Genomic DNA, 21,241 nt, shown 5'->3' with positions numbered 1-21,241 from the left:
GCCCCCCCCTCATCACATCCCGGCAATCACCTTGTCCAAAGTGGCGGGATAGTCGCGCACCCGCACGCCGGTGGCGTTGTAGATCGCATTGGTGATCGCTGCCGCCGCGCCGCAGATGCCCAATTCGCCGATCCCTTTGGCCTGTAGCGGGTTGGCCCAATCGTCCCGCTCTTCCAGCAGATCGACGGTCAGCTGCGGCACATCCGCGTTCACCGGGATGTGGTATTCCGCGAGGTTGTGGTTGACCACATGGCCGTCGCGCGGGTCAAAGGCCAGCTCCTCGGTCAGTGCGATGCCGATGCCAAAGGTCATGCCCCCCAGACATTGCGACCGCGCCGTCTTGGCGTTCAGGATCCGCCCGGCAGCAAAGGTGCCATGCATCCGCCGCACCCGCGTCTCGCCCGAAGCGGCATGCACCGCGACCTCGGCGAAATAGGCCCCGAAGGTGGCCTGCCGCACTGCCTCAGAAGTATCGCCGGGCTGGACGTGACCCACTTTGGCAATCTCATCCCCGTTCAGGATATCGCTCAGGCTGCGGGTCTGGTTGTCAAAGGTTGCCATCCCGTCTTTTAGCGTGAGGTCGCCTTCCTCCACCTCCAGCCGCGCGGCGAGCTGTTTGCGGATCGCCTCGCAGGCCAGATAGACTGAGGTGCCGCTCGACGACGCGCCCCACGACCCGCCGGAACCAGATGCCGGGGGCAGGGTGGTATCGCCCAAGACCACGTCGACCGCATCGCGCGGCAGACCCATCATATCGCCTGCAATTTGGCCCAAGATCGCATAGGTGCCGGTGCCGATATCGGTCATATCCGTTTCGACCCGCAGGCGGCCATCGGGCATCAGCGTCACGCGGGCTTGGCTCTCCATCAACACGTTCACCCGTGCGGCAGAGGCCATGCCATAGCCGATCAGCCATTCCCCCTCGCGCCGCTCCTTGACGCCGGGGCGGTCGGCCCAGCCGAATGTCTCGGCCCCGCTGTCGAGCGCCTCTCGGAAACGGCGGGAGGAGAATTCCTTGCCGCTTTCGGGGTCTTTCTCGGGGATGTTGCGGCGGCGCAGTTCGACAGGGTCCATGCCGATCTTATCGGCCAGTTCATCCATCGCGCCTTCGAAAACGGTGACGCCCACCGCCTCGCCCGGTGCGCGGACGGAGCCTGCGCAAAGCCGGTGCACCCGCGCCAAATCCATCGACATCTTGCGATTCGCCCCGGCATAGAGGAAATGCGAGGCTTGCAAAACCGGCTCGGCAAAGCTCTCTCCGGGCAGGTTGGACACCCGCGCATCATGGCCCAGACCGGTCAGCCGACCTTCGGCATCGGCGGCAAGGCGCACCTGCTGCGTGGTCTCGGACCGGCGCATCGTCGCCTCATAGACCTGCTGGCGGTGCAGCGCGACAGAGACCGGGCGGCCCACCTCTTTCGCGGCAATCGCCGCCGCGACCGCCTCGGGCGCGATGCCGAGTTTTGACCCGAAGCCGCCGCCGACATAGGGCGACAGGATGCGCAGCCGGTCAGGGTGGATGCCCAAGGCATCGGACAGCTCATTGCGGTTGTATTTCAGCATCTGATAGCTGCCGCGCAGGGTCAGGTCTTCCCCGTCCCATGAGGCGATGGAGGCATGCGGCTCCATTGGGGTGCTGGAATGCGACGGGGTGGTATAGGTTACATCGACTGAGAAAGCAGCCTGAGCCATAGCGCCCTCCAGATCGCCCTGATCCAGCGTTTTCGCCTCTTGCGGTTCAACCGCCGCCGTTGCGGGATCGACCGGCATGACCTCGCCATTCTCCAGCTCCACCTTCAGCGATTGCGCCGCATGGCGGGCCTGTTCGAATTCCTCGGCGACGACCACTGCGATCAACTGGCCGAGATAGGCGGCCTGTTCCGGCCCTTGAATTGGCGCTTGGTTCGCTGTGCCTTGCGCGGGGTTGCGCAGCAGGCGCGGGTCTTGGATCACGGCCAATACCCCCGGCATCTGCGCCACCGCGTCGCGGTTGGCCAAGACCACCCGGCCGCTATTGCCCGGCGCGCGGACCATGACGCCATGCACCATGCCCTCAACCTGCCATTCATTGGCATAGGTCGCCGTGCCGCTCACCTTCAGCGGCCCCTCGGGGCGGTCCAGCGGCGCGCCGACAAGCCCCTGCGCCATATCGTCCAGCCTGCGGGCGGTCGCAGGCGCGTCCATCTTGAATTGCTCGGTCATTGCTGGGCCTCCGCGGTAAGTTCGTTCAGCACCGACACCAGCGTGCGGCGGGCGAGGGGGATTTTGAAATCATTCGCGCCATAGCCTTTGGCCTCGGCCAGCAGCAGATCGGCGGCTTTGTTGAAAAGGTCTTCCGAAGGCACGTTGCCGGTCAGCAGATCCTCCACCTCCCCATTGCGCCAAGGTTTCGGCGCCAGCCCGCCAAAGGCCAGATCGGCACGGGTGATCCGCCCGCCCTCCATCTCGACAATCCCGGCGACCGAGACGAGGGCAAAGGCATAAGAAGCCCGGTCCCGCACCTTGCGATAGGTCTGGTTGCCCGTTACCGGCGCAGGCAGCACCACGGCGGTGATCAATTCGCCCGGCTCAAGAACGGTTTCTTGGTCTGGCCGCTCTCCGGGCAGCAGGTAAAGTTCATCCAGCGTCAGCCGACGTGTGCTGCCGTCTTCTTTCAGCGTCTCCACCTCGGCCCCGAGCGCCCGCATGGCCACGGCCATGTCGCTGGGATGGGTGGCGATGCAATGCTCCGAGGTGCCCAAGACGGCGAGGATGCGGTTAAACCCCTCCTTCGCCGAACAGCCCGTGCCCGGCTCGCGTTTGTTGCAGGGCATGGCGCGGTCGTAGAAATACAGGCAGCGCGTGCGTTGCAGCAGGTTGCCGCCAGTCGTCGCCTTGTTGCGCAACTGCCCGCTGGCCCCGGCCAGCAACGCACGGCTCAGCACCGGCCAGCCCTTGCGCAGGCGGGCGTCATTGGCCAGATCGCTGTTGGTCACCAAGGCCCCGATGCGCAGCCCGCCGTCTTCGGTCTCTTCGATCTCGCCAAGGTCGAGCCGGTTGATGTCGATCAGCGCCTCGGGGGTCATGACCTCCAGCTTCATCAGATCGAGAAGGTTGGTGCCCCCGGCGATGAAGGTACCACCGCTGGCTGCTTGCCGCGCGGCGGCCTCTGTGTTTTCGGCGCGGGTATAGTCGAATGGTCTCATGCGCTTTCTCCCGCCGCTTTTCGGATCGCCTCGACGATGTTGGGATAGGCCGAACACCGGCAGAGATTGCCACTCATCCGTTCCGCGATTTCTTCCGTCGTCAGCGCGGGCTTGCCGCTCAGGTCATCGGTCACATGGCTGGGCCAGCCCTCTGCGATCTCTTCCAGCATCGCGGTGGCCGAGCAGATTTGCCCCGGCGTGCAATAGCCGCATTGGAACCCGTCTTCGCTGACAAAGGCTTCTTGCAGCGGGCTGAGGTTGCCGGGCGCTCCGATGCCTTCGATGGTGGTCACCTCATCACCGTCATGCATACAGGCCAATGTCAGGCAGGCGTTGATCCGGCGGCCATTCACCATGACCGTGCAGGCGCCGCATTGCCCGTGATCGCAGCCCTTCTTGCTGCCGGTCAGTCCAAGATGGTGGCGCAGCGCATCCAGCAGCGTCGTGCGGGGATCGAGATCCAGCCGCTGCTTCGTGCCATTGATGGTCAGATTCGTTTCCACGGCAATTTCCTTTGGCTAAATGGGGGCGGAGGAGCGGCCCCCTCCGGCTATCGGCTGCCTCGGGACGTAGGGCGGCGTGGATGAGCGGCAAGCGGGTGTGGCTGGTGGAGCTGGGGCAGCGCACATTAGCAACATAACCATGATTACGAGGCTTTTGACTGCGCAGCCGCGTCCAACCGCCGCCCCCTCTGGCCGCTTGGCGCAAAGCCGATTAGAAGCGAGGGCGAAACCGGGGGAGCGAACCGTTGCAAAAGATCACACTGCCCGAAAGACCGGACTGGTGCGCCCATGCGCAAGAGGTGGGCTTTACCTTTGCCGATATGCATGGCGAACCCTATTGGGACGAAACCTCGGCCTATGCCTTCACCCTCACCCAGATCGAGAATGACATCGAAGACCCTTCGACCGAGCTTCACGCCATGTGCCGCGAGGCCGTGGCCGAGATCATCGCCAGCGAAGAGTTGATGACCCGGCTCGCCATTCCAGATGCCCACCGCGACCTTGTGGCCGACAGCTGGCGCCGGGGCGATCCTGAGATCTATGGCCGTTTCGATCTGGCCTATGACGGCACAAACCCGGCGAAACTGTTGGAATATAACGCAGATACACCGACCTCGCTTTACGAAAGCGCGGCCTTTCAGTGGCAGTGGCTTGAGGACCACTTGAAAGCGGGCGCATTGCCCGAGGGCACGGATCAGTTCAACGGCATTCATGAGGCGCTGGTCGCCCGCTTTGGCGATGTCTTCGAGCAGGACAGCGATCTGCATTTCACCGCCGTGGCCGACAACCCCGAAGACTACGGCACCGTCGAAGCCATGGGCTGGGCCGCACGCGAAGCGGGGCTGGGCGCGCATTACTGCGATCTCGACAAGATCGGGCTAAGCGACGATGGCCATTTCCTTGATGATCAAGACCGCCGCATTGCCGTCCTGTTCAAACTCTACCCATGGGAAGACCTGCTGCGCGACGACTACGCCGCCCATATCCAAGGCTCGGGCTGTCTGTTTCTGGAGCCTGCGTGGAAAGCGCTTTTGTCCAACAAGGGCCTTCTGCCGGTGCTGTGGCAGATGTTCGAAGGCCACCCCAATCTGCTGCCCGCGTTTTTCGAGGCTGATGTGGCCGATGCGCTCGCCGGGCGCGGCCCCGCCGCCCCCGCCTGCGCCGACGCCTTTGACCGTGCCGCGGCGGAACTGGCCGAGGCGCATGTCCGCAAGCCGATCCTTTCGCGCGAGGGGGCCTCGGTCACGATCCACCAGTCCGGTAAGGTGATCGAACAGTCGCAAAACTCTGATTACGCCGAGCATCCGCGCATCCTGCAGGCCTATGCCCCGCTGCCCACATTCGACGGTTTCCGCCCGGTGATCGGCTCGTGGATCGTGGGCGAGAGTTGCGCCGGCATCGGCATCCGCGAAGATCGCTCGCGCATCACGCAGGATTTGTCACGCTTCAAACCGCACTACATTGTGGCATAGCCCACCGCTCCGCCGCCCCTTGGCAGAAAGACGACCATTATGACCAAACGCTCGAAACGGGTTTCCATCGCCATTGTCGGCGCCGCCGCCTTCACCCTTGCTGGCTGTGAGGAGGAAAAGGTCGACGCCGCCGCCTTTCCCGACCTGCAAAGCTGTCTTGCCGATGCCGAACGTGGCGGGATGTACAGCGAACAGGAATGCGAAACCGCCTTTGACGCGGCGCAAACCCTCCATGTGGAATCCGCCCCGCGCTACGACAGCCTTGAGGTCTGCGAAGAGCAGCATGGCGAAGGCGCCTGCGGCTCGGAAGAGGCAGCGACCCAAGGCGGATCGGGCGGCATATTCATGCCCCTGCTGGCGGGCTATCTGATCGGCAATATGATGAGCAACCGCGCGGGCATGGCGGCGGCGCAGCCACTGTACAAGACGAAGGATGGCCGCTTTACCAACGCGGCACGCTCAAGCACCTATTCGACCAATCGCGGCGCGGCCAAGCTCAGCACCTCGCAATTCACCCGGCCCAGCACCACCATCGGCAAAACCCCGATGACCCGCGCCACCGCCGCATCGCGCGGCGGCTTTGGCCGGGCGGGCGGATCGCGCGGCTTTGGTGGCTGATCGGCGCTGACGCCCTACTTGCGGCGCAGCACCGCTGCGGCAAGGATCACGATCGCCAGCGACAGCATCGCCACCGCCCAGAAGGGATCGTTGCCATGGGGATGCACATGCGCGCCCTCATGCGCCGCCAACGGTGCGGCAAAGGTGGCGAGGGCGAATGTCAGTTTCTTCATCTCAATCTCCTTGATCTATCACGGTGGACCGGGCGGCCTCAGGCCAGCCCCAGAATCTCACGCGCCTGCTGCGCGGTGGCGACGGGGCGACCGGCCTCTGCGCAGATCTCGGCCGCGCGGGTCACGAGGGCGGCATTGGAGGGGGCGAGGGTCTGTTTGTCCAGCCGGATGTTGTCCTCCAGCCCCGTGCGCAGATGGCCCCCCGCGGCGGCGCACCATGCGTTCAACTCGGCCTGATGCCGCCCGATCCCGGCGGCGCACCACGGGATATCGCCGAAGAGCCGTTTGACGGTTTTGATATAGAAATCAAAAACCTCCCGATCCGCTGGCATGGCGTTTTTCACGCCCATGACGAATTGGATATAGGGCCGGGCCGGGATCTTGCCCGCCTTCGCCATCGCCTTGGCCTGTAGGATGTGGCTGAGGTCAAAGACTTCGATCTCGGGCAGCACGCTATAGGTCATCATCTCTTCCGCCAGCCAGTCGACAAGCTCGGGCGGGTTCTCATAGACGCGGTTGGGAAAGTTGTTCGACCCCACCGAAAGCGAGGCCATGTCGGGCCGCAGCGGCAGCATCCCGCCCCGGTTCTTGCCCGCGCCCGAACGCCCACCGGTCGAGAATTGCACGATCATGCCGGGGCAATGTTCCCGCAGCCCCTCTTGCAACCGCGCAAAACGGTCGGGGTCCGCCGTGGGGGTGCCATCGGCGGTGCGCACATGGGCATGGCAGATCGTCGCCCCGGCCTCAAAGGCGGCATGGGTGCTTTCGATCTGCTCGCTAATGTCGATCGGCACCGCCGGGTTGTCGGCCTTGGTCGGCAGCGATCCGGTGATGGCCACGCAGATGATGGCAGGAGTATCGGTCATGGGTGTCCTCGGCTTTCTGGAAAATCAATCGGCGCTGTCGCGGGCGAGGGCGATGACACGGCGGAGGGCTTCCTCCGTCGGGCCTGAGCTCTCCCCCTCGGGCCAGTCGTAGAACCCCTTGCCGCTGCGCTTGCCAAGCTGCCCCCGCTCGACCAATGCGGTGAGGCTGGGCGAAGGGTCGTGCCGGTCGCAAAGGTCCGGGTAGAGGTATTCGGCGATGCTCAGATGGGTGCCCAGCCCGTTCAGATCGCGCTGGCGGAACGGGCCGGAAAGCGCCATGCGCACGCCCACCGACCATTGCACGATCTCGTCGATCTCCGCCGGGCTGGCGACCCCTTGGTCCACCAAATGCAGGCATTCGCGCATGATGGCATGCTGAATGCGATTGGCCACGAAACCGGGCGGCGCGTGATCCAGCCGCACGGGACGCCGCTCCAACCCGCGCAGCAGGGTCATGACCTCGGCACAAAGCCCTTCGGGCGCGTCTTCAGCTGCGACGACTTCGACGGCGGGGATCACATCGCCGGGGTTGAAGAAATGCGTGATCACGGCGCGTTCGGGCCGAGCCATATCCGCCGTCATCTCTTCCAATCTCAGGCCAGAGGTGTTGGACAAGATCGGCGCGCCCTCCGGCACGGCCCCCTCCAAAGCAGCGAGCACACGGCGTTTCAGCGCGAGGTCTTCCGGCACGCATTCCAGCGCGAGATCGGCATGCCCTGCCTCCTCCAAGGCAGCGTAGGCGGTCGCCCCCGGCACCGTGGCCAAAAATGCCTCCCGCGCGGCCTCGGTCGGGTCGACCGCTTGAACCCTCCAGCCGTGCTGGGCAAAGAGCCTGCCGATGGATTGGCCCATCGTGCCCGCCCCCACGATGATGATGCCTTTGGCCATGTGATCCCCCTCCCGGATATCAGTTGTTTACTTATCACCAGAGCGTAGTGATAAGTAAATAGCAAATAGGAAAAAGGATGCCGCCCCGTGACCCAAGACCCCTCTCCGCGCCATGCGCTCGTCACCGGCGGGGCGCGCAACATCGGCCTCGGCATCGCGCGCAGGCTGCGTGAGGACGGCTGGCGTGTCTTCGTGCTGGATATCGAAGCCCCCGAAGACCCCGCGCTTCGGGCGGATGCGCAGCGGGTGGATCTGACGGACATCGCGGCGACCACGGCTGCCCTCCAACGCATCCTCGCGCAGGGGCCGGTGACCTGTCTGGTCAATAACGTCGGTATCGTGAAGCCCGCATCCTTCGACACCGTCGACCTCGACGATTTCGACCCCATCATGCATCTGAACCTGCGCCCCAGCATTCTGGCGGCGAAACTGGTCGTGCCGGGAATGCGCGCGGCGGGGGCTGGGCGGATCGTGATGAACACCAGCCGCGTGACCAAGGGCAAGATCGACCGCACGCTCTATTCCGCAAGCAAGGGTGCGATCCAGTCGATGGCGCGGACTTGGGCGCTGGAACTGGCGCGCGACGGGATCACCGTGAACTGCGTCGCCCCCGGCCCCATCGCCACCACCGCCTTTTGGGAGAACAACCCGGAAGACGCGCCGGAAACCCGCGCCATTGTCGATGCGGTGCCGATGGGCCGGATGGGAACACCTGAAGACGTGGCGCAGGCGGTGTCCTTCTTTGCCGATCCGCGCAGTGGCTTTATCACTGGGCAGACGGTCTTTGTCTGTGGTGGCACGGCGGTCGGGTAATCAGCCTTCGGGTTCTAGGGCCTCAAGCAGCCGGCGCAGAACCGGATTGCGCGCATTGCGCAGATAGGCCAGCCCGATCCGGCTTTGCACCTTGGCGTCGCGGATCGGCAGGAAGGACACGCCTGCATCCTTCATCCGCGCGGCAGAGGCGGGGACGAAAGCCACCCCGAGACCCGCCGAGACGAAGTTTACGATGGCGGTGAACTGCGGCGCGCGATGGGCCACGCTGGGGGCGAAACCGGCATCGGCGCAGAGTTGATAGGCGCAGGCGGCAAAGCCCATGTCGGGGCCAAGGTGGCTGAAGATGAAACTCTCCTCGCGCAGCGCCGCCATGGCAACGGAAGGCACCTCGGCAAGGCGGTGATCGGGCGGCACAGCCAGCAAGATATCCTCGGTATGAACCGTGCGGGTGGCCAAATCCTCTGGCACGCCGGAAAGCGGCAGGCGCACGAAACCCGCGTCGAGCCTGCCCGCCACGATCTCGGCGATTTGCAGGTCCATGTCCAACTCGCGCAGGATCAGATCCACCTCTGCCGCGCCCGCGCGCAACTCGCGCAGGAGCCGTCCGAGGATTCCCGCGTAGGAGGCCGAGCCGACATAGGCCAATTCGATCCGCCCGCGCTGACCGCTGCGCGCCGCTTCGGCCAATGCCTCGACCCGCCGGGCCTGTTGCAGCAGCGCGCGGGCCTCGGGCAGCAGCGACTTGCCGAAGTCGGTCAGCATCACCCGGCGGCGGTTGCGGTCAAAGAGAAGCTCACCGCCAAAGGCGGTTTCGAGATGTTTCAGCTGCTGCGTCAGCGCCGGTTGCGCCACGCCGAGCGCGGCAGCCGCTTGACCGAAATGCAGCGTTTCCGCGATGGCGACGAAGACCTCATACTGGCGCAACGTGGCGGTGAGTGGCGTTTCCATGCGGCCCCCTGAACTGACGTCAAAGGGTTTTCACACGCGGGCCGGTGATAAGCAAGTTAGATCACTGGCCCCTACACCTCCGCCGCGCGGGCGCGGCTGCGGCGGGCGTGCAGGGTCTCGGCCTCAGCCAGATCGTCGCTTTCGACCTTAATGGTCTCATGCCCACCGGGGCGCCGTGCACGCTTGCGCCGAAGCGGGCCGCTGTCATCGCTTTCCCGTGGGAGGATCAGCCGGTCGACAAGACTGCGGCGGAGGCCGAGGGTCGAAGTCAGATCGAAGACCCGCGCGGCGACCGCCTCAGCCTCTTGCGGCTGCACCAGCAACTCAAGCCGCGTGACGGGGCGGGATTTCTTGCCCTGCCCGCTGAACATCATGAGATCGACCACGCCCTCCATCTCGCGCAACCGATCCACCGCCGCGCCCAGTTCTTCGCCCGTCATGTCGTCGATATCGCAGGCGAATTGCACAAGACTGTCCTGCGCGATGCCCGCCGTGGCGGTGTCAAAAACGCTGACCCGCAGGATATTCGGCAGGCCTTTCATCACCCGCATCCCCGCGCCCGATCCGGTACAGCGCAGCCGCCCGGGTGGACGGCTGGCAATGGGGCTGCCGCCGGTGAGATGGGCAAGGATCGCGGCCCCGGTGGGTGTCACCCGCTCGCCCGGCACCCCGTCGTCATGCCAATCATAGCCCTGCAAGATCAGCGCCGTGGCGGGCGCGGGCACCGGCAGTTTGCCATGCGCCGTCTCGACCAGCCCCCCGCCAAGAGGCAGCGGCGCGAGCGAGACGGTCGCCCCCGCCAGCGCGGCGCAGATGCTGCCCGCGGCGGTGACATCCATCAGCGCGTCCCAATCCGCGATCTCGTGAAAATGCACCCGGTCGATGGGGATATCATGCACCTGCGCTTCGGCCTCGGCAATCCGGTGAAGGATCGCGCAGGCGGCCTCCGCCGTGCCCTCGGACAGCGCTGCGTTCTCTAGCAAGTTGCGCATGGCGCGATAGGTCGTCTCGGCACCGTGCCGCCTGCCGGCGTCGGGCGCTGTCAGCACCAGCTCAAACCGTCGCGACGTGATGCCCGAGGCGACATGTTCGCTCAGTTCTGCATATCCCACCTCAGCGGGGAGCACGGCGGCGACATCGGCCATTGCGCGCTCGGCCAGATCGGGGAAGGCATGCAGCATCGCTGCGATGAACATATCCCCCGCCGCTCCGCCAACGGGGTCGAGGTGTAGGTGCAGCCCTTGGCCCCGCATCAATGCCCCTCCGGCCATGGGTTGCGCAGCAGACCTGCGTCAAACTGCATCTCTTGCAGATCGCCCACCACCTCAAGCCCCGGGCGGTCGCGCAGTTCCGGCAGCATCGCCTCGGAGGCATAGAGATACTCAAGCTTCAACGTGTTGGGGATGCGCAGCAGCCGGACCTTGGTGATATCCTCGGCCCCGCAGGTCTTGACCGCCGTCTGGATCGCGGTGCGGTCGCAGGGCATGACCATCGGGATTTTCGACTGTTTTAGCACCTGCGAGGTGATGGCATTGGCATAGACCGCCTCGCGGTCAAAATCCTGCTCCAACCGCTGCGTGATCACATCCGCCCGCGCCGCGCCATTGCCGTTGCCGTTGCTGCGCGGCGAAAGGCCAAGCGCCACCAGCCGGGAGATATGCAGATGGACCTGCATCTTCTCGCTCGAAAACCGATGGGTGATATTGGGGTCCATCCCGGTGCCAGAGAACTCTTTGCCGATCTCATCCACCACCAGCACGTCCAGATCGCCCGAGGCCGAAGGCGCATCCAGCGGCCCCAGCGGCAGGCGGGGCATGTTGCGCATCGCCTCTTGCAGATAGGGCGCTTCGGCCTCCAGCATCCCGTCGCTGTCAAGCGCCACGACCTGCGCCAGCCCGTCATAGGCATTCTCAATCGTGCCGATGCCGAAAAGCACCTTGCAACGCTCCAACTTCATCCGCGCCATCTTGGCCACGAAGATGCCGACGTTATCGATGCCCCGCGAATGGCAGGTTTCGGCCCCCGATTGCTTGCCCAACCCGATCGAAAGCATCTTGGCCAGCCCGCTTTCGTTCGGCGCGCGGAAAGAAGTATGCGGCTTGATCCGGTTGAACAGGATAATCCCATCGGCGGCATTGGCATGGCGGTCCATCCGCACCGACATGCCGTTGTCGAGGACGCCGATCTCATCGGTTTCCATCGAAGAGCGGATTTCGCAACCGAGGCTTTCCTCGGTGGCGCCCAGTTTAGCCAAAAGCGCCGTTTGCCCCTCTGCCGTTGCCCCACCATGGCTGCCCATGGCAGGCACAACAAAGGGATGCGCCCCGCGCGCGCGGACCTCGGCCACGATGGCGGCCAGCAGTTCCGGCAGCTTCGCCAGCCCGCGGCTGCCTGCGGTGATGGCGATGGACATGCCCGGCTTGATCTTGCCCGCGCAATCGGCCTGCATCGCCTCTGCCACGGCGGCGCGCGGGTCGTCGATCTGGGTTGCGGCAAAGGTCTGACGGCAAAGCGCCATGCGCGGCAGCGGCGTATCCTCGACCAGTTTCACATAGTTCGGTTTCATCTGCGCTGTCCCCTTCGACATCTGTTACCCCGTGACCCCAATCGGCCAAGGCGCGAATTCTTCCTCGCCCACGCCGAGCGCTTCGGATTTGCTTTGCTCGCCCGAGGCGATGGCAAGGATGCGCTCGAAGATCCTTTGGCCCAATTCCTCTAGGCTTTGGTCGCCGTCGATGACCGTGCCGCAGTTGATGTCCATATCGTCCTGCATCTTGGTGAACATCGGCGTGTTGGAAGCGAGTTTGATCGTCGGTGAGGGGTAGGAGCCAAAGCACGACCCGCGCCCGGTGGTGAAGCAGATCAGGTTCGCGCCCCCCGCGATCTGCCCGGTGGCCGAGACGGGATCGAAGCCGGGCGTATCCATGAAGACCAGCCCCTTTTGCGTCACCGGTTCGGCATAGCGGTAGACCTCCATCAGCCCCGTGCTGCCGCTTTTCTTGGCCCCGCCGAGCGATTTTTCGAGCACATTTGCCAGCCCGCCTGCCTGATTGCCGGGGCTGACCACGCCGTTGATCTGCGTGTCGCGGCCCTTGGTATAGTCCAGCCACCAATCCATGCGTTCGACCAGCTTGCGCCCCACCTCTTCACTGCGGGCACGCCGGGTCAGCAGGTGTTCGACGCCGAAAATCTCGGGCGTTTCCGAAAGGATCGCCGTGCCGCCGTTGCGCACGAGGATATCAGCCGCCGCCCCCAGACCGGGGTTGGCCGAGAGCCCCGAAAGCCCGTCCGACCCGCCGCATTGCATCCCGATGGTGATATGTTCCGCCGAACAGGGCTCACGCCGGACGGCATTGGCCTGATCCAGCATTTCGCGCACCGCCTCTTTGCCTTCGGCAATCGCGCGGGCCGTGCCGCCGACATGTTGCATGGTGACGCAGCGCAGCATCTTGCCCTCGGCCAACCCCTCCTCTTCAAAGAATTGGGCGAGGTTGTTGCGCTCACAACCCAGCGACAGGACCACGGCACCGGCCAGATTGGGGTGGCGGATATAGCCCGAGAGCGTGCGGCGCAGCAGGTCCATCGGCTCGCCCGTAAGCTCCATTCCGCAGCCGGATTCGTGGATGAAGGGGATCACCCCGTCGACGTTCTCCCATGCCTCCATCCGCTCTTCGTCGAAGTAATTGGCGATCTTGCGCGCCACGGTGGCCGAGCAATTCACGGTGACGAAAAGCCCGATGTAGTTGCGCGTGCCGACCCGGCCATTGGCGCGGCGGATGCCCATGAACTGGGCGCGCTTTTGCGGTGGCAGCAGCTTGGTCGGGGTATAATCGCGGGCAAAGGCATAGTCTTTGTCAACCGCGTCGAACTTGATGTTATGGCTGTGCAACCAATCGCCTGCGGCGATCTCTTCTGCCGCATAGCCGATCACCGTGTCGAATTTCAGGATCGGCGCGCCGCGCTGGATCGGGCGGATCGCGATCTTGTGACCTTGGGGCGTATCATGGTTGGCACGCAGCCCGTCTTGCGGCAATACCGCGCCACGGGGAACCGCCGCGGTTGCCACGACCACGTTATCCGTCGGTGACAGCAGCATTACCTTTGCGCGTCTGTCCTCTTGCATGGTCTGGCTGTCCATCGGATGCTCCCCTCCCTCGGGTGTCGAAAAAACCGCTTCGGTAAGATGTCATTAACTGATATATTAGATTTAACAGCTATGGAAGAGCCCGCATGACCGCATCGAAGAAACCCGCCGCGCAGAGCGCACAGACCCTTGCCAAAAGCATCCTTGGCGGTGGGGCCGACTTGGGACTGTTCGAGGGCGGGCCCACGGGACGCGGGGTTTACGCCACCCTGCGCGATCAGATCGTAAGGCTCGACCTGCCGCCCGGCACACCGCTGTTGCGTGCCGAACTGGCCGAGACCCATGGCGTCAGCTTGACGCCGCTGCGCGATGCGCTGCAACAGCTGGCCAAAGAGGGGCTGGTCAAGATCTACCCGCAATCGCGCACGCTGGTCACGCCGATCGATATGTCGGCGATCCGCGAGGCGCAGTTCATGCGCATCGCGCTTGAGACCGAAGTCGTGCGCCGTTTGGCCGATGAGATCGCGCCCGAAGCCCTCACCCGTCTGCGCAGCATCGTCGCCTTGCAAAGCAGCATTTCGGACCAGCCCGGCGATGTGCCGACCTTTCAGGAGTTGGACGAGGTGTTTCACCAGACCCTCTTCGTGGCGGCGGGCCATGTGCAAAGCCAGCGTATCATGCGCAGCCATGCGGGCCATCTGGAACGTCTGCGCCGCCTGCATCTGGACGATATTGATGAGGCGGGCCGCATTCTGAACAACAAGGACGTGATCGGCGGCCACAGCCGCATCCTCGACGGGATCGAAGCGGGCGATGCGCCCGCGGCGATGGGGGCGCTGCGCCAGCACCTACAACGCACCGTCGACCGGATGACCGAGAAACGGGCGGCTTTCCCGGAGTATTTCACCCCGGAAAAGCCCTAACTCAGCGGTTGTTGGCCTTGCGCCACGCGGCGAACTTATCAAGGTTCTCTTGCTTGGTGCCGGGGTAAAGCCCGATGATCCCGGCGCCATCCTTGACCTGCTCCACCACGAAATCCTCATAGGCGGTCATCTCGACAGCCTCTTCGGCCACCTCTTCGGCAATATCCGCGGGGATGATGATCACGCAGTCGTCGTCGCCCACCACGATATCGCCGGGAAAGACCGGGGCATCGCCGCAGCCTACGGGGCAGTTGATCTCAATCGCCTCATGCAGCGTCAGGTTCGTGGGGCTGGAGGGCCGCGCGTGATAGGCGGGAATCTCAAGCGCGCCGATGGTCGCCGCATCGCGCAAGCCCCCGTCGGTCACCACACCCGCCGCGCCGCGCATCATCAGCCGGGTGATCAGGATGTCACCGGCGCTGGCGGCGCGGGCATCCTTGCGGCTGTCCATCACCAACACATGGCCCTCGGGGCAGGTCTCGATCGCGACGCGCTGCGGGTGCTCGGGATTGCGGAATTCGACCAATTGGTTGCGGTCTTCGCGGGCAGGCATATAGCGCAGGGTAAAGGCAGGGCCGACCATGTTGCGCCCCTTGGCGGCTACCGGACCGACCCCCTGCACCACCTGATTGCGCAGCCCGCGCTTGTACAGCGCCGTCGCCAATGTCGCGACCGAGACCGCTTGGAGTTTCTCGCGTAGTTCGGGGCTCATGCCGCCTCTCCCTTCAGTTGATTGTCTTTCACGAATTGATCCAACACCGCCTGCTGCTGTTCCGTCAGCGGCCATGCGGAAGGCGGGCGCGTGGGGCCGCAATCCTGTCCGATGGCCATAAGGGCGGCTTTGACGCCGGTGACATTGGTGCCGTTATGCTCTTCCGCGCGGATGTCCTCAAAGGCGCGCATCCCGGCGATGAGGCGGTTCGCTTCGCCGTAGTCGCCTGCGTCGAGTGCCGCGTGGATGGCGACCGAGCGCTCGGGCCAGACGTTGATGAGGCCCGAGGTGAAGCCCCGCGCCCCCACGGCATAGAGCGGCGGCGCCCAGACCTCGGCCAAACCGCCGACCCAGACGATGTCTTTCGGCGCCGCTTCGATCGCGCGGGCAAGGTTCAAGGGGTTCGGCGTGGCCCATTTGACGCCCTTCACCCCGTCGACCTCGCACAGCCGCGCGATGCCCTCGGGCCCCATCGCATCGTTGCGCAGGTACAGCATCACCGGCAGCCCGCCCGAGGCATCACGCACCGCGCGCACATAATCGACCGTACCACGGGGAGAGACAAAGGGATCGGGCGGCTGATGGATCATCAGCGCATCCGCCCCCGCCTCGGCACTTGCCTTGGCCAGCGCACAGGCATCGCGAATGCCGCGCCCGACACCCGCAAGCAGCGGCGCGCGCCCGTCGATCATCTGCGCCACCTCGCGCACCATGGTGCGGGCCTCGTCATTGGTCAGCGCGTAGTATTCGCCGGTATTGCCGTTCACCACCGGGATATGCACCCCGGCGGCAAGCGCGCGGTCAATGATCGGCGTCAGCTTGCGCGGCGCGATCTCTCCGCCCGCGTCATAGGGCGTCACGAGGATGCCCGAGATGCCGGTAAGCGCTTTCGAAAGATCATGTGTCATTGCCAGCCCCTCTCAGAAAATATCCGGCTCACCCGCCGCTTGGCCGAAGGCCGCGGTGAGGTAGTCAAAGTCGCAGCCCTGATCGGCCTGCCCCACATGACGCTGGAACATATAGCCCCAGCCCCGCTCAAACCGTGGCTCGGGCGCTTTCCACGCAGCGCGGCGGGCGGCGAGTTCGTCCTCAGCCACCAACATGTCGAGGGTTCGGGCCTCAAGATCCATGCGCACGATGTCCCCCGTCTTGAGCAGCGCCAGCGGCCCGCCCACGAAAGACTCCGGCGCGACATGCAGGATGCAAGCGCCGTAAGAGGTGCCCGACATCCGCGCATCCGAGATCCGCAGCATGTCCCGGTGCCCCTGTTTCAGCAGCGCCTTGGGCATCGGCAGCATCCCCCATTCCGGCATCCCCGGCCCGCCCTGCGGACCTGCGTTGCGCAGCACCAGCACATGGTCGGGCGTCACATCGAGGTTTTCGTCGTCGATGGCGGCCTTCATCTCGGGGTAGCTGTCAAAGACCAGCGCCGGGCCTTCGTGGTGGTGGAACTTTGGATCGCAGGCCGCCGGTTTGATCACCGCGCCATTGGGGCAAAGGTTGCCCTTGAGCACGGCAAGCGAGCCTTCCTTATAGACCGGGTTCGACAGGGGCCGGATCACGTCGTCATTATAGACAGGCGCATTCGCGATCCCCTCCTCCAGCGGTTTGCCGGTGCAGGTGATGGCCGACCGGTCAAGCTTGTCGCCCAACTGGTCCATCAGCGCCCGCAGCCCGCCCGCGAAATAGAAATCCTCCATCAGATATTCGCTGCTGCCCAAGGGGCGGATATTGGCGATCAGCGGCGTGATGCGGCCCAGAGCGTCGAGATCGCTCAACTCCAGCGCCACCCCGGCCCGGCGCGCCATGGCCAAGAGATGCACCACCGCATTGGTCGAACAGCCCGTCGCCATCGCCACCGTCGCCGCGTTTTGCACGGCGGCGGGGGTGATGATCTTGTCCGGCGTCAGGTCTTCCCAAACCATATCGACAATGCGCCGCCCGCAAGAGGCGCTCATCCGTTTGTGCCCCGCATCCGCAGCGGGGATCGAGGTCGCCCCCGGCAGGGTCAACCCCATCGCCTCGGCAATCGCGGTCATGGTGGAGGCGGTGCCCATCGTCATGCAATGCCCGTAGGACCGCGCAATGCCGCCTTCGACGCCGACCCATTCCTCGGCCGAGATCGTGCCTGCGCGGCGTTCGTCCCAGAACTTCCAGGCGTCCGAACCAGAGCCAAGCGCCCGGCCCGCGTAATTGCCCCGCAGCATCGGCCCCGCGGGCAAGAAGATGAACGGCACGCCTGCGCTGATCGCCCCCATGGTCAGACCGGGCGTGGACTTGTCACATCCGCCCATGAGCACCACGCCATCGAGCGGGTGCGAGCGGATCGTCTCTTCGGTCTCCATCGCGATCATATTGCGGTAGAGCATCGAAGTCGGCTTGGTGAAGCTCTCGTCGATCGAGATCGTCGGTATCTCAAGCCCCAGCCCCCCGGCCTGCGCGATTCCCTTCTTCACGTCCTCCGCGCGGTCGCGGAAATGAAGGTGGCAGGGGTTCATCTCGGACCAAGTGTTCAGGATGCCGATCACCGGGCGGCCTTCCCAATCCTCGGGGCCCAGACCCATCTGCATCATGCGCGACCGATGGCCAAAGCTGCGCAGATCGTCGGGGGCGAACCAGCGCGCGCTGCGCAGCTGATCGGCGGTTTTCTTGGTCTCGGTCATGGATTCCTCGCCAGCTAAAACATCATCACAAAAAGGTTGGAAAACACATCTTGCTCGAACTGATATATTACCGTATCACCCCAATTGTCGATACCATTTGAGGGAGGAGCCGCGAAAATGTCGGGAAAACCACTGAAACAAACGCTCCGCCCCGGCAGCCGCCTGTCGGGCTTTTGGCTCTCGCTTTGCTCTCCTACGGTGACAGAGATTGCGGCGGGCAGCGGGATCGACTGGTTGTTGTTGGATATGGAGCATGCGCCCAACGACCTGAGCCAAATTACCGACCATCTGCGCGCGGCAGGCAGTGCCAATCCCGATGCGCAGATGATTGTGCGCATGCCATCCTCGGACCAAACGATGACCAAGCGGCTGCTGGATATCGGCGTGCGCAATCTGATGTTCCCGATGATCCAAACCGCCGAGGCCGCCCGCCAAGCCGTATCATGGACCCGCTACCCGCCCGAAGGGCTGCGCGGCATCTCGGCCACGATCCGCGCCAATGATTACGCGCGGCAAACCGATTACCTCAGCACCTATGCAGAGGCGCAATGCGTGATCGTGCAGGTCGAAACCCCCGAAGCGGTGGCCGAAATCCCCGCCATTGCCGGCGTGCCGGGGGTCGATGCGATCTTTATCGGGCCGGGGGATCTCTCCTCCGCGATGGGCCATACCGGCAACCCGATGCACCCCGATGTTCAAGAGAAGATCCGCGAGGCGGTCGAGGCCATCCATGCCGCCGGGCTGCCTGCGGGCATCCTCGGCTATGGTGCCGATCTTGCGCAACGGTACTTTGATGAGGGTATCGAATTCGTCGCCATCGCGGGCGACGCCTGGCTGCTCACGCGGCAGATGGATGCGCTGGTGCAGACCATGGCGCGGCCCTCCCCCACATTGACACAGCAAACCCATAAGGATTGATCATGACCGCGGACAGCAAGAGATTTCACCCCCACGGCAAGCATCTGATCGCCGGCGAATGGGTCGGCGGCGGAGAGACCTTCGCCAATTCCCCCGCCACCGGCGAAAGCGACCAATTCCAAAGCGGCACCCCGGCCCATGTCGACCGGGCCTGCCAAGCGGCGGAGGAGGCCTTTTGGTCCTACGCCTATGCCAGCCGCGAGACCCGCGCCGCCTTCCTCGACACCATCGCAGACGAGATGGAGGCCCGTGCCGAGACCATTACCGAGATCGGCACCCGCGAATCCGGCCTGCCCGAAGCCCGCCTTCAGGGCGAGCGTGGGCGGACAACCGGGCAGCTTCGCCTCTTTGCAGATCACATCCGCAAAGGCGCGCATCTGGACCGGCGCGTCGACGGCGCCCTGCCCGAACGCCAGCCGATGCCGCGCCCGGATATCCGCATGATCCAGCGCCCCATCGGACCGGTCGCGGTCTTCGGCGCGTCGAACTTCCCGCTGGCCTTCTCCACCGCGGGCGGCGACACCGCCGCGGCGCTGGCGGCGGGCTGTCCGGTCGTGGTCAAGGGCCACTCCGCCCACCCCGGCACGGGGGAGATTGTGGCCGAAGCGATCCACGCGGCGATCCAGAAATGCGACATCCACCCCGGCGTCTTCTCCCTGATCCACGCCAATAGCCGCGAGGTGGGGCAGACGCTGGTGCAGCATCCGCTGATCAAGGCCGTGGGCTTTACCGGATCGCTCGGTGGAGGCCGCGCGCTGTTCGATCTCTGCGCCCAACGCCCCGAACCAATCCCTTTCTTTGGCGAATTGGGGTCGGTGAACCCTATGTTCGTTCTGGCCGATGCCGCCCGCAATCGCGGCGCGGAAATCGGCGCAGGCTGGGCCGGGTCGCTGACCATGGGCGCGGGGCAGTTCTGCACCAACCCCGGCATCGCGGTCGTGGCCAAGGGGGCCGAAGGCGACGCATTCGTCGCCGCCGCGAAAGAGGCGCTTGAGCAGGTCGGCCCGCAGGTCATGCTGACCGACGGCATCGCCCAAGCCTACCGCGACGGCAAGGAACGTTTCACCGGGCGCAACGCCGTCCGCGCGCTGGTCAGCAACGACAGCGAAGGCCGCGCCGCCCAGCCGAACCTGTTTGAAACCGACGCCGATACCTACCTGCAAGACCACGCGCTTGGGGAGGAGGTCTTTGGCCCCTTGGGTCTGGTGCTGCGGGTGTCCTCGGGCGATGAGATGCAAGAGCTTGCCAAGGGGTTCGAGGGACAATTGACCGTGACGCTCCAGATGGACGAGGGCGACACCGACGCCGCCAAGGCGCTGATGCCGATCCTGGAACGGAAAGCGGGCCGGGTACTTGTGAACGGCTTCCCCACCGGGGTCGAGGTTTGTGACGCCATGGTGCATGGCGGCCCCTACCCCGCATCCACCAACTTCGGCGCGACTTCCGTCGGCACCATGGCGATCCGCCGCTTCCTGCGGCCCGTGTCCTACCAAAACCTGCCCGAGGCGCTATTGCCCGAAGACCTGCGCGGGGCTTCGGCATGAGCGGCGGGTTGATCGGCCCCGTCGCCGTGCTCGACGCGATGCCGCAGGACATGCAAGACAAGGTGCGCGGCTATGCCGAAGGGCTCGACCTGCGCTTTGCGGCCTCCTTCTCGGAAGAAGCCTTTGCCGAAGCGGTAAAGGGGGCGGCCTATATCGTCCCACGCGGGCGGGGGCTTCCGGCCGAGGTCTTGCGGGGGGCAGATAGCGTGCGCCTCGTGCATCAATGGGGCACCGGGTATGACAAAATCCCCTTGGATGTCGCGCGCGAGATGGGTGTGCCGGTCGCGCGCAGCCCCGGGGTCAACGCGCCCACCATCGCCGATCTGACCATCGGCATGATGATCGCCGCGCTGCGCCGCATCCCGCTGCATTACAACAACACCCGCGCGGGCAAATGGATCGTGCCCGAGATCGTCCCCGGGGCGCGGGATCTCAGCAGTCAGAAGGTCGGGCTGATCGGCTTTGGCGCCATCGGGCAGCTTGTCGCGAAACGGCTGACGGGCTTTGACTGCGAGGTGCTCTACTACCGCCGCTCGGGGGAAGCTGAAGGCACCAGCGCACGCTATGCCGAACGCGATGAGATCCTTGAGACCTGCGATATCGTCAGCCTGCATATGCCGCTGACCGATGCGTCACACCACACCATCGGGGCGGATGAACTGGCGCGGATGAAATCGGATGCGCTTTTGGTGAACACCGGGCGCGGCGGGCTGATCGACGAGGCGGCCCTGATCGACACGTTGACCCACAAGCGCATCGCCGGGGCGGCATTGGATGTCTTTACCCAAGAACCGGTGGAGCCGGACAACCCGCTGCTGCGTCTCGATAATGTCCTGCCGCTGCCGCATATCGGCGGCCATAGTGAGGACAACCTCAAACGCATGGTCGGCCATTGGGCGGGCAACATCCGCGCCTTCCACGAAGGGCGCGGCATCGACGAGGCCTGCCTCGTGACCTGAAGGCTGCCCCG

At 64.9% G+C, this 21,241-nt stretch carries 20 protein-coding genes; 7 read left to right on the top strand and 13 right to left on the bottom strand.

Annotation, left to right across the window (positions count from 1 at the left end; translation table 11 throughout):
* Window positions 1–12: 12 nt before the first annotated feature.
* The 3 genes from ACGYK2_RS12635 to ACGYK2_RS12625 are packed head-to-tail and all read right to left on the bottom strand — an operon-like array spanning window position 13 to window position 3,688.
* Window positions 13–2,202, bottom strand: a complete 2,190-nt coding sequence (locus ACGYK2_RS12635) for a xanthine dehydrogenase family protein molybdopterin-binding subunit (RefSeq protein WP_276154478.1) — start codon at window positions 2,200–2,202, stop codon at window positions 13–15.
* Complete coding sequence (locus tag ACGYK2_RS12630) at window positions 2,199–3,185, bottom strand: xanthine dehydrogenase family protein subunit M (protein WP_271690193.1); 987 nt, start codon at window positions 3,183–3,185, stop codon at window positions 2,199–2,201. Before ACGYK2_RS12630 ends, ACGYK2_RS12635 begins: the two co-directional genes overlap by 4 nt.
* The gene (locus tag ACGYK2_RS12625; protein WP_271690192.1) at window positions 3,182–3,688 is read right to left on the bottom strand and encodes a 2Fe-2S iron-sulfur cluster-binding protein; all 507 of its coding nucleotides are present in this window, start codon (window positions 3,686–3,688) and stop codon (window positions 3,182–3,184) included. The genes ACGYK2_RS12630 and ACGYK2_RS12625 overlap by 4 nt, the downstream gene beginning before the upstream one ends.
* 245 nt (window positions 3,689–3,933) lie before the next feature.
* Between ACGYK2_RS12625 and ACGYK2_RS12620 the strand changes: the two genes are divergently transcribed.
* Both ACGYK2_RS12620 and ACGYK2_RS12615 read left to right on the top strand, forming a co-directional pair.
* Window positions 3,934–5,160 (top strand): glutathionylspermidine synthase family protein, encoded by a 1,227-nt coding sequence (locus tag ACGYK2_RS12620; protein WP_271690191.1) that lies wholly within the window; start codon window positions 3,934–3,936, stop codon window positions 5,158–5,160.
* Window positions 5,161–5,199: 39 nt separating this feature from the next.
* Window positions 5,200–5,778: a DUF1190 domain-containing protein gene (locus ACGYK2_RS12615; RefSeq protein ID WP_271690190.1), complete on the top strand. Its 579-nt coding sequence runs from the start codon at window positions 5,200–5,202 to the stop codon at window positions 5,776–5,778.
* A gap of 14 nt (window positions 5,779–5,792) precedes the next feature.
* On the opposite strand, the gene ACGYK2_RS12610 is transcribed toward ACGYK2_RS12615, so the two are convergent.
* From ACGYK2_RS12610 to ACGYK2_RS12600, 3 genes are read right to left on the bottom strand one after another with little or no spacing between them, the layout of a single operon-like run.
* A complete protein-coding gene (locus ACGYK2_RS12610; RefSeq protein WP_073037890.1) occupies window positions 5,793–5,951 on the bottom strand; it encodes a peptidase M23 in 159 nt (52 codons plus the stop codon).
* Between the two features lie 38 nt (window positions 5,952–5,989).
* Window positions 5,990–6,817 carry a 3-keto-5-aminohexanoate cleavage protein gene (locus tag ACGYK2_RS12605; protein WP_271690189.1) on the bottom strand — a complete coding sequence of 276 codons (828 nt, stop codon included), beginning with the start codon at window positions 6,815–6,817 and terminating at the stop codon, window positions 5,990–5,992.
* 24 nt (window positions 6,818–6,841) lie between these two features.
* Window positions 6,842–7,705 carry a 3-hydroxyacyl-CoA dehydrogenase NAD-binding domain-containing protein gene (locus ACGYK2_RS12600; RefSeq protein ID WP_271690188.1) on the bottom strand — a complete coding sequence of 288 codons (864 nt, stop codon included), beginning with the start codon at window positions 7,703–7,705 and terminating at the stop codon, window positions 6,842–6,844.
* 87 nt (window positions 7,706–7,792) lie between these two features.
* On the opposite strand from ACGYK2_RS12600, the gene ACGYK2_RS12595 reads away from it, so the two are divergent.
* On the top strand, window positions 7,793–8,518 hold the full coding sequence (locus tag ACGYK2_RS12595; RefSeq protein ID WP_271690187.1) for an SDR family NAD(P)-dependent oxidoreductase: 726 nt from the start codon (window positions 7,793–7,795) through the stop codon (window positions 8,516–8,518).
* Here ACGYK2_RS12595 and ACGYK2_RS12590 read toward each other — a convergent pair whose 3' ends face one another.
* The 4 genes from ACGYK2_RS12590 to ACGYK2_RS12575 all read right to left on the bottom strand — a co-directional run bounded on the left by ACGYK2_RS12590 (window position 8,519) and on the right by ACGYK2_RS12575 (window position 13,565).
* Complete coding sequence (locus ACGYK2_RS12590; RefSeq protein ID WP_276154487.1) at window positions 8,519–9,427, bottom strand: LysR family transcriptional regulator; 909 nt, start codon at window positions 9,425–9,427, stop codon at window positions 8,519–8,521. It abuts the gene before it with no gap.
* 71 nt (window positions 9,428–9,498) lie between these two features.
* Window positions 9,499–10,680: a LarC family nickel insertion protein gene (locus ACGYK2_RS12585; RefSeq protein WP_271690185.1), complete on the bottom strand. Its 1,182-nt coding sequence runs from the start codon at window positions 10,678–10,680 to the stop codon at window positions 9,499–9,501.
* Complete coding sequence (locus tag ACGYK2_RS12580) at window positions 10,680–12,014, bottom strand: lactate racemase domain-containing protein (RefSeq protein WP_271690340.1); 1,335 nt, start codon at window positions 12,012–12,014, stop codon at window positions 10,680–10,682. Before ACGYK2_RS12580 ends, ACGYK2_RS12585 begins: the two co-directional genes overlap by 1 nt.
* A 3-nt stretch (window positions 12,015–12,017) precedes the next feature.
* On the bottom strand, window positions 12,018–13,565 hold the full coding sequence (locus tag ACGYK2_RS12575) for a UxaA family hydrolase (protein ID WP_271690339.1): 1,548 nt from the start codon (window positions 13,563–13,565) through the stop codon (window positions 12,018–12,020).
* Between the two features lie 92 nt (window positions 13,566–13,657).
* Here ACGYK2_RS12575 and ACGYK2_RS12570 point away from each other — a divergent pair, with 92 nt between their 5' ends.
* Window positions 13,658–14,434: a GntR family transcriptional regulator gene (locus ACGYK2_RS12570; RefSeq protein WP_271690338.1), complete on the top strand. Its 777-nt coding sequence runs from the start codon at window positions 13,658–13,660 to the stop codon at window positions 14,432–14,434.
* 1 nt (window position 14,435) lies between these two features.
* On the opposite strand, the gene ACGYK2_RS12565 is transcribed toward ACGYK2_RS12570, so the two are convergent.
* Genes ACGYK2_RS12565 through araD form a run of 3 tightly spaced genes read right to left on the bottom strand, consistent with a single transcriptional unit; the run spans window position 14,436 to window position 17,809 of the window.
* Window positions 14,436–15,146 carry a ribonuclease activity regulator RraA gene (locus ACGYK2_RS12565; RefSeq protein WP_271690337.1) on the bottom strand — a complete coding sequence of 237 codons (711 nt, stop codon included), beginning with the start codon at window positions 15,144–15,146 and terminating at the stop codon, window positions 14,436–14,438.
* Window positions 15,143–16,054, bottom strand: coding sequence for a dihydrodipicolinate synthase family protein (locus tag ACGYK2_RS12560; RefSeq protein ID WP_271690336.1), 912 nt, complete (start codon window positions 16,052–16,054; stop codon window positions 15,143–15,145). The genes ACGYK2_RS12565 and ACGYK2_RS12560 overlap by 4 nt, the downstream gene beginning before the upstream one ends.
* A gap of 12 nt (window positions 16,055–16,066) precedes the next feature.
* The gene (araD, locus tag ACGYK2_RS12555) at window positions 16,067–17,809 is read right to left on the bottom strand and encodes an L-arabinonate dehydratase (protein WP_271690335.1); all 1,743 of its coding nucleotides are present in this window, start codon (window positions 17,807–17,809) and stop codon (window positions 16,067–16,069) included.
* A gap of 117 nt (window positions 17,810–17,926) precedes the next feature.
* Here araD and ACGYK2_RS12550 point away from each other — a divergent pair, with 117 nt between their 5' ends.
* From ACGYK2_RS12550 to ACGYK2_RS12540, 3 genes are read left to right on the top strand one after another with little or no spacing between them, the layout of a single operon-like run.
* Window positions 17,927–18,727 (top strand): HpcH/HpaI aldolase/citrate lyase family protein, encoded by an 801-nt coding sequence (locus ACGYK2_RS12550; RefSeq protein ID WP_271690334.1) that lies wholly within the window; start codon window positions 17,927–17,929, stop codon window positions 18,725–18,727.
* A 2-nt stretch (window positions 18,728–18,729) separates the two neighbouring features.
* Window positions 18,730–20,271, top strand: coding sequence for an aldehyde dehydrogenase (NADP(+)) (locus ACGYK2_RS12545; protein ID WP_271690333.1), 1,542 nt, complete (start codon window positions 18,730–18,732; stop codon window positions 20,269–20,271).
* On the top strand, window positions 20,268–21,230 hold the full coding sequence (locus ACGYK2_RS12540; RefSeq protein ID WP_271690332.1) for a 2-hydroxyacid dehydrogenase: 963 nt from the start codon (window positions 20,268–20,270) through the stop codon (window positions 21,228–21,230). The genes ACGYK2_RS12545 and ACGYK2_RS12540 overlap by 4 nt, the downstream gene beginning before the upstream one ends.
* Window positions 21,231–21,241 lie beyond the last annotated feature (11 nt).

The organism is Sulfitobacter sp. 1A10359 (assembly GCF_043558145.1).
Taxonomy (GTDB): domain Bacteria; phylum Pseudomonadota; class Alphaproteobacteria; order Rhodobacterales; family Rhodobacteraceae; genus Sulfitobacter; species Sulfitobacter faviae.
Note: the sequence above shows the minus strand (reverse complement) of the source record. Positions and strands in the feature narration are given on the sequence as shown.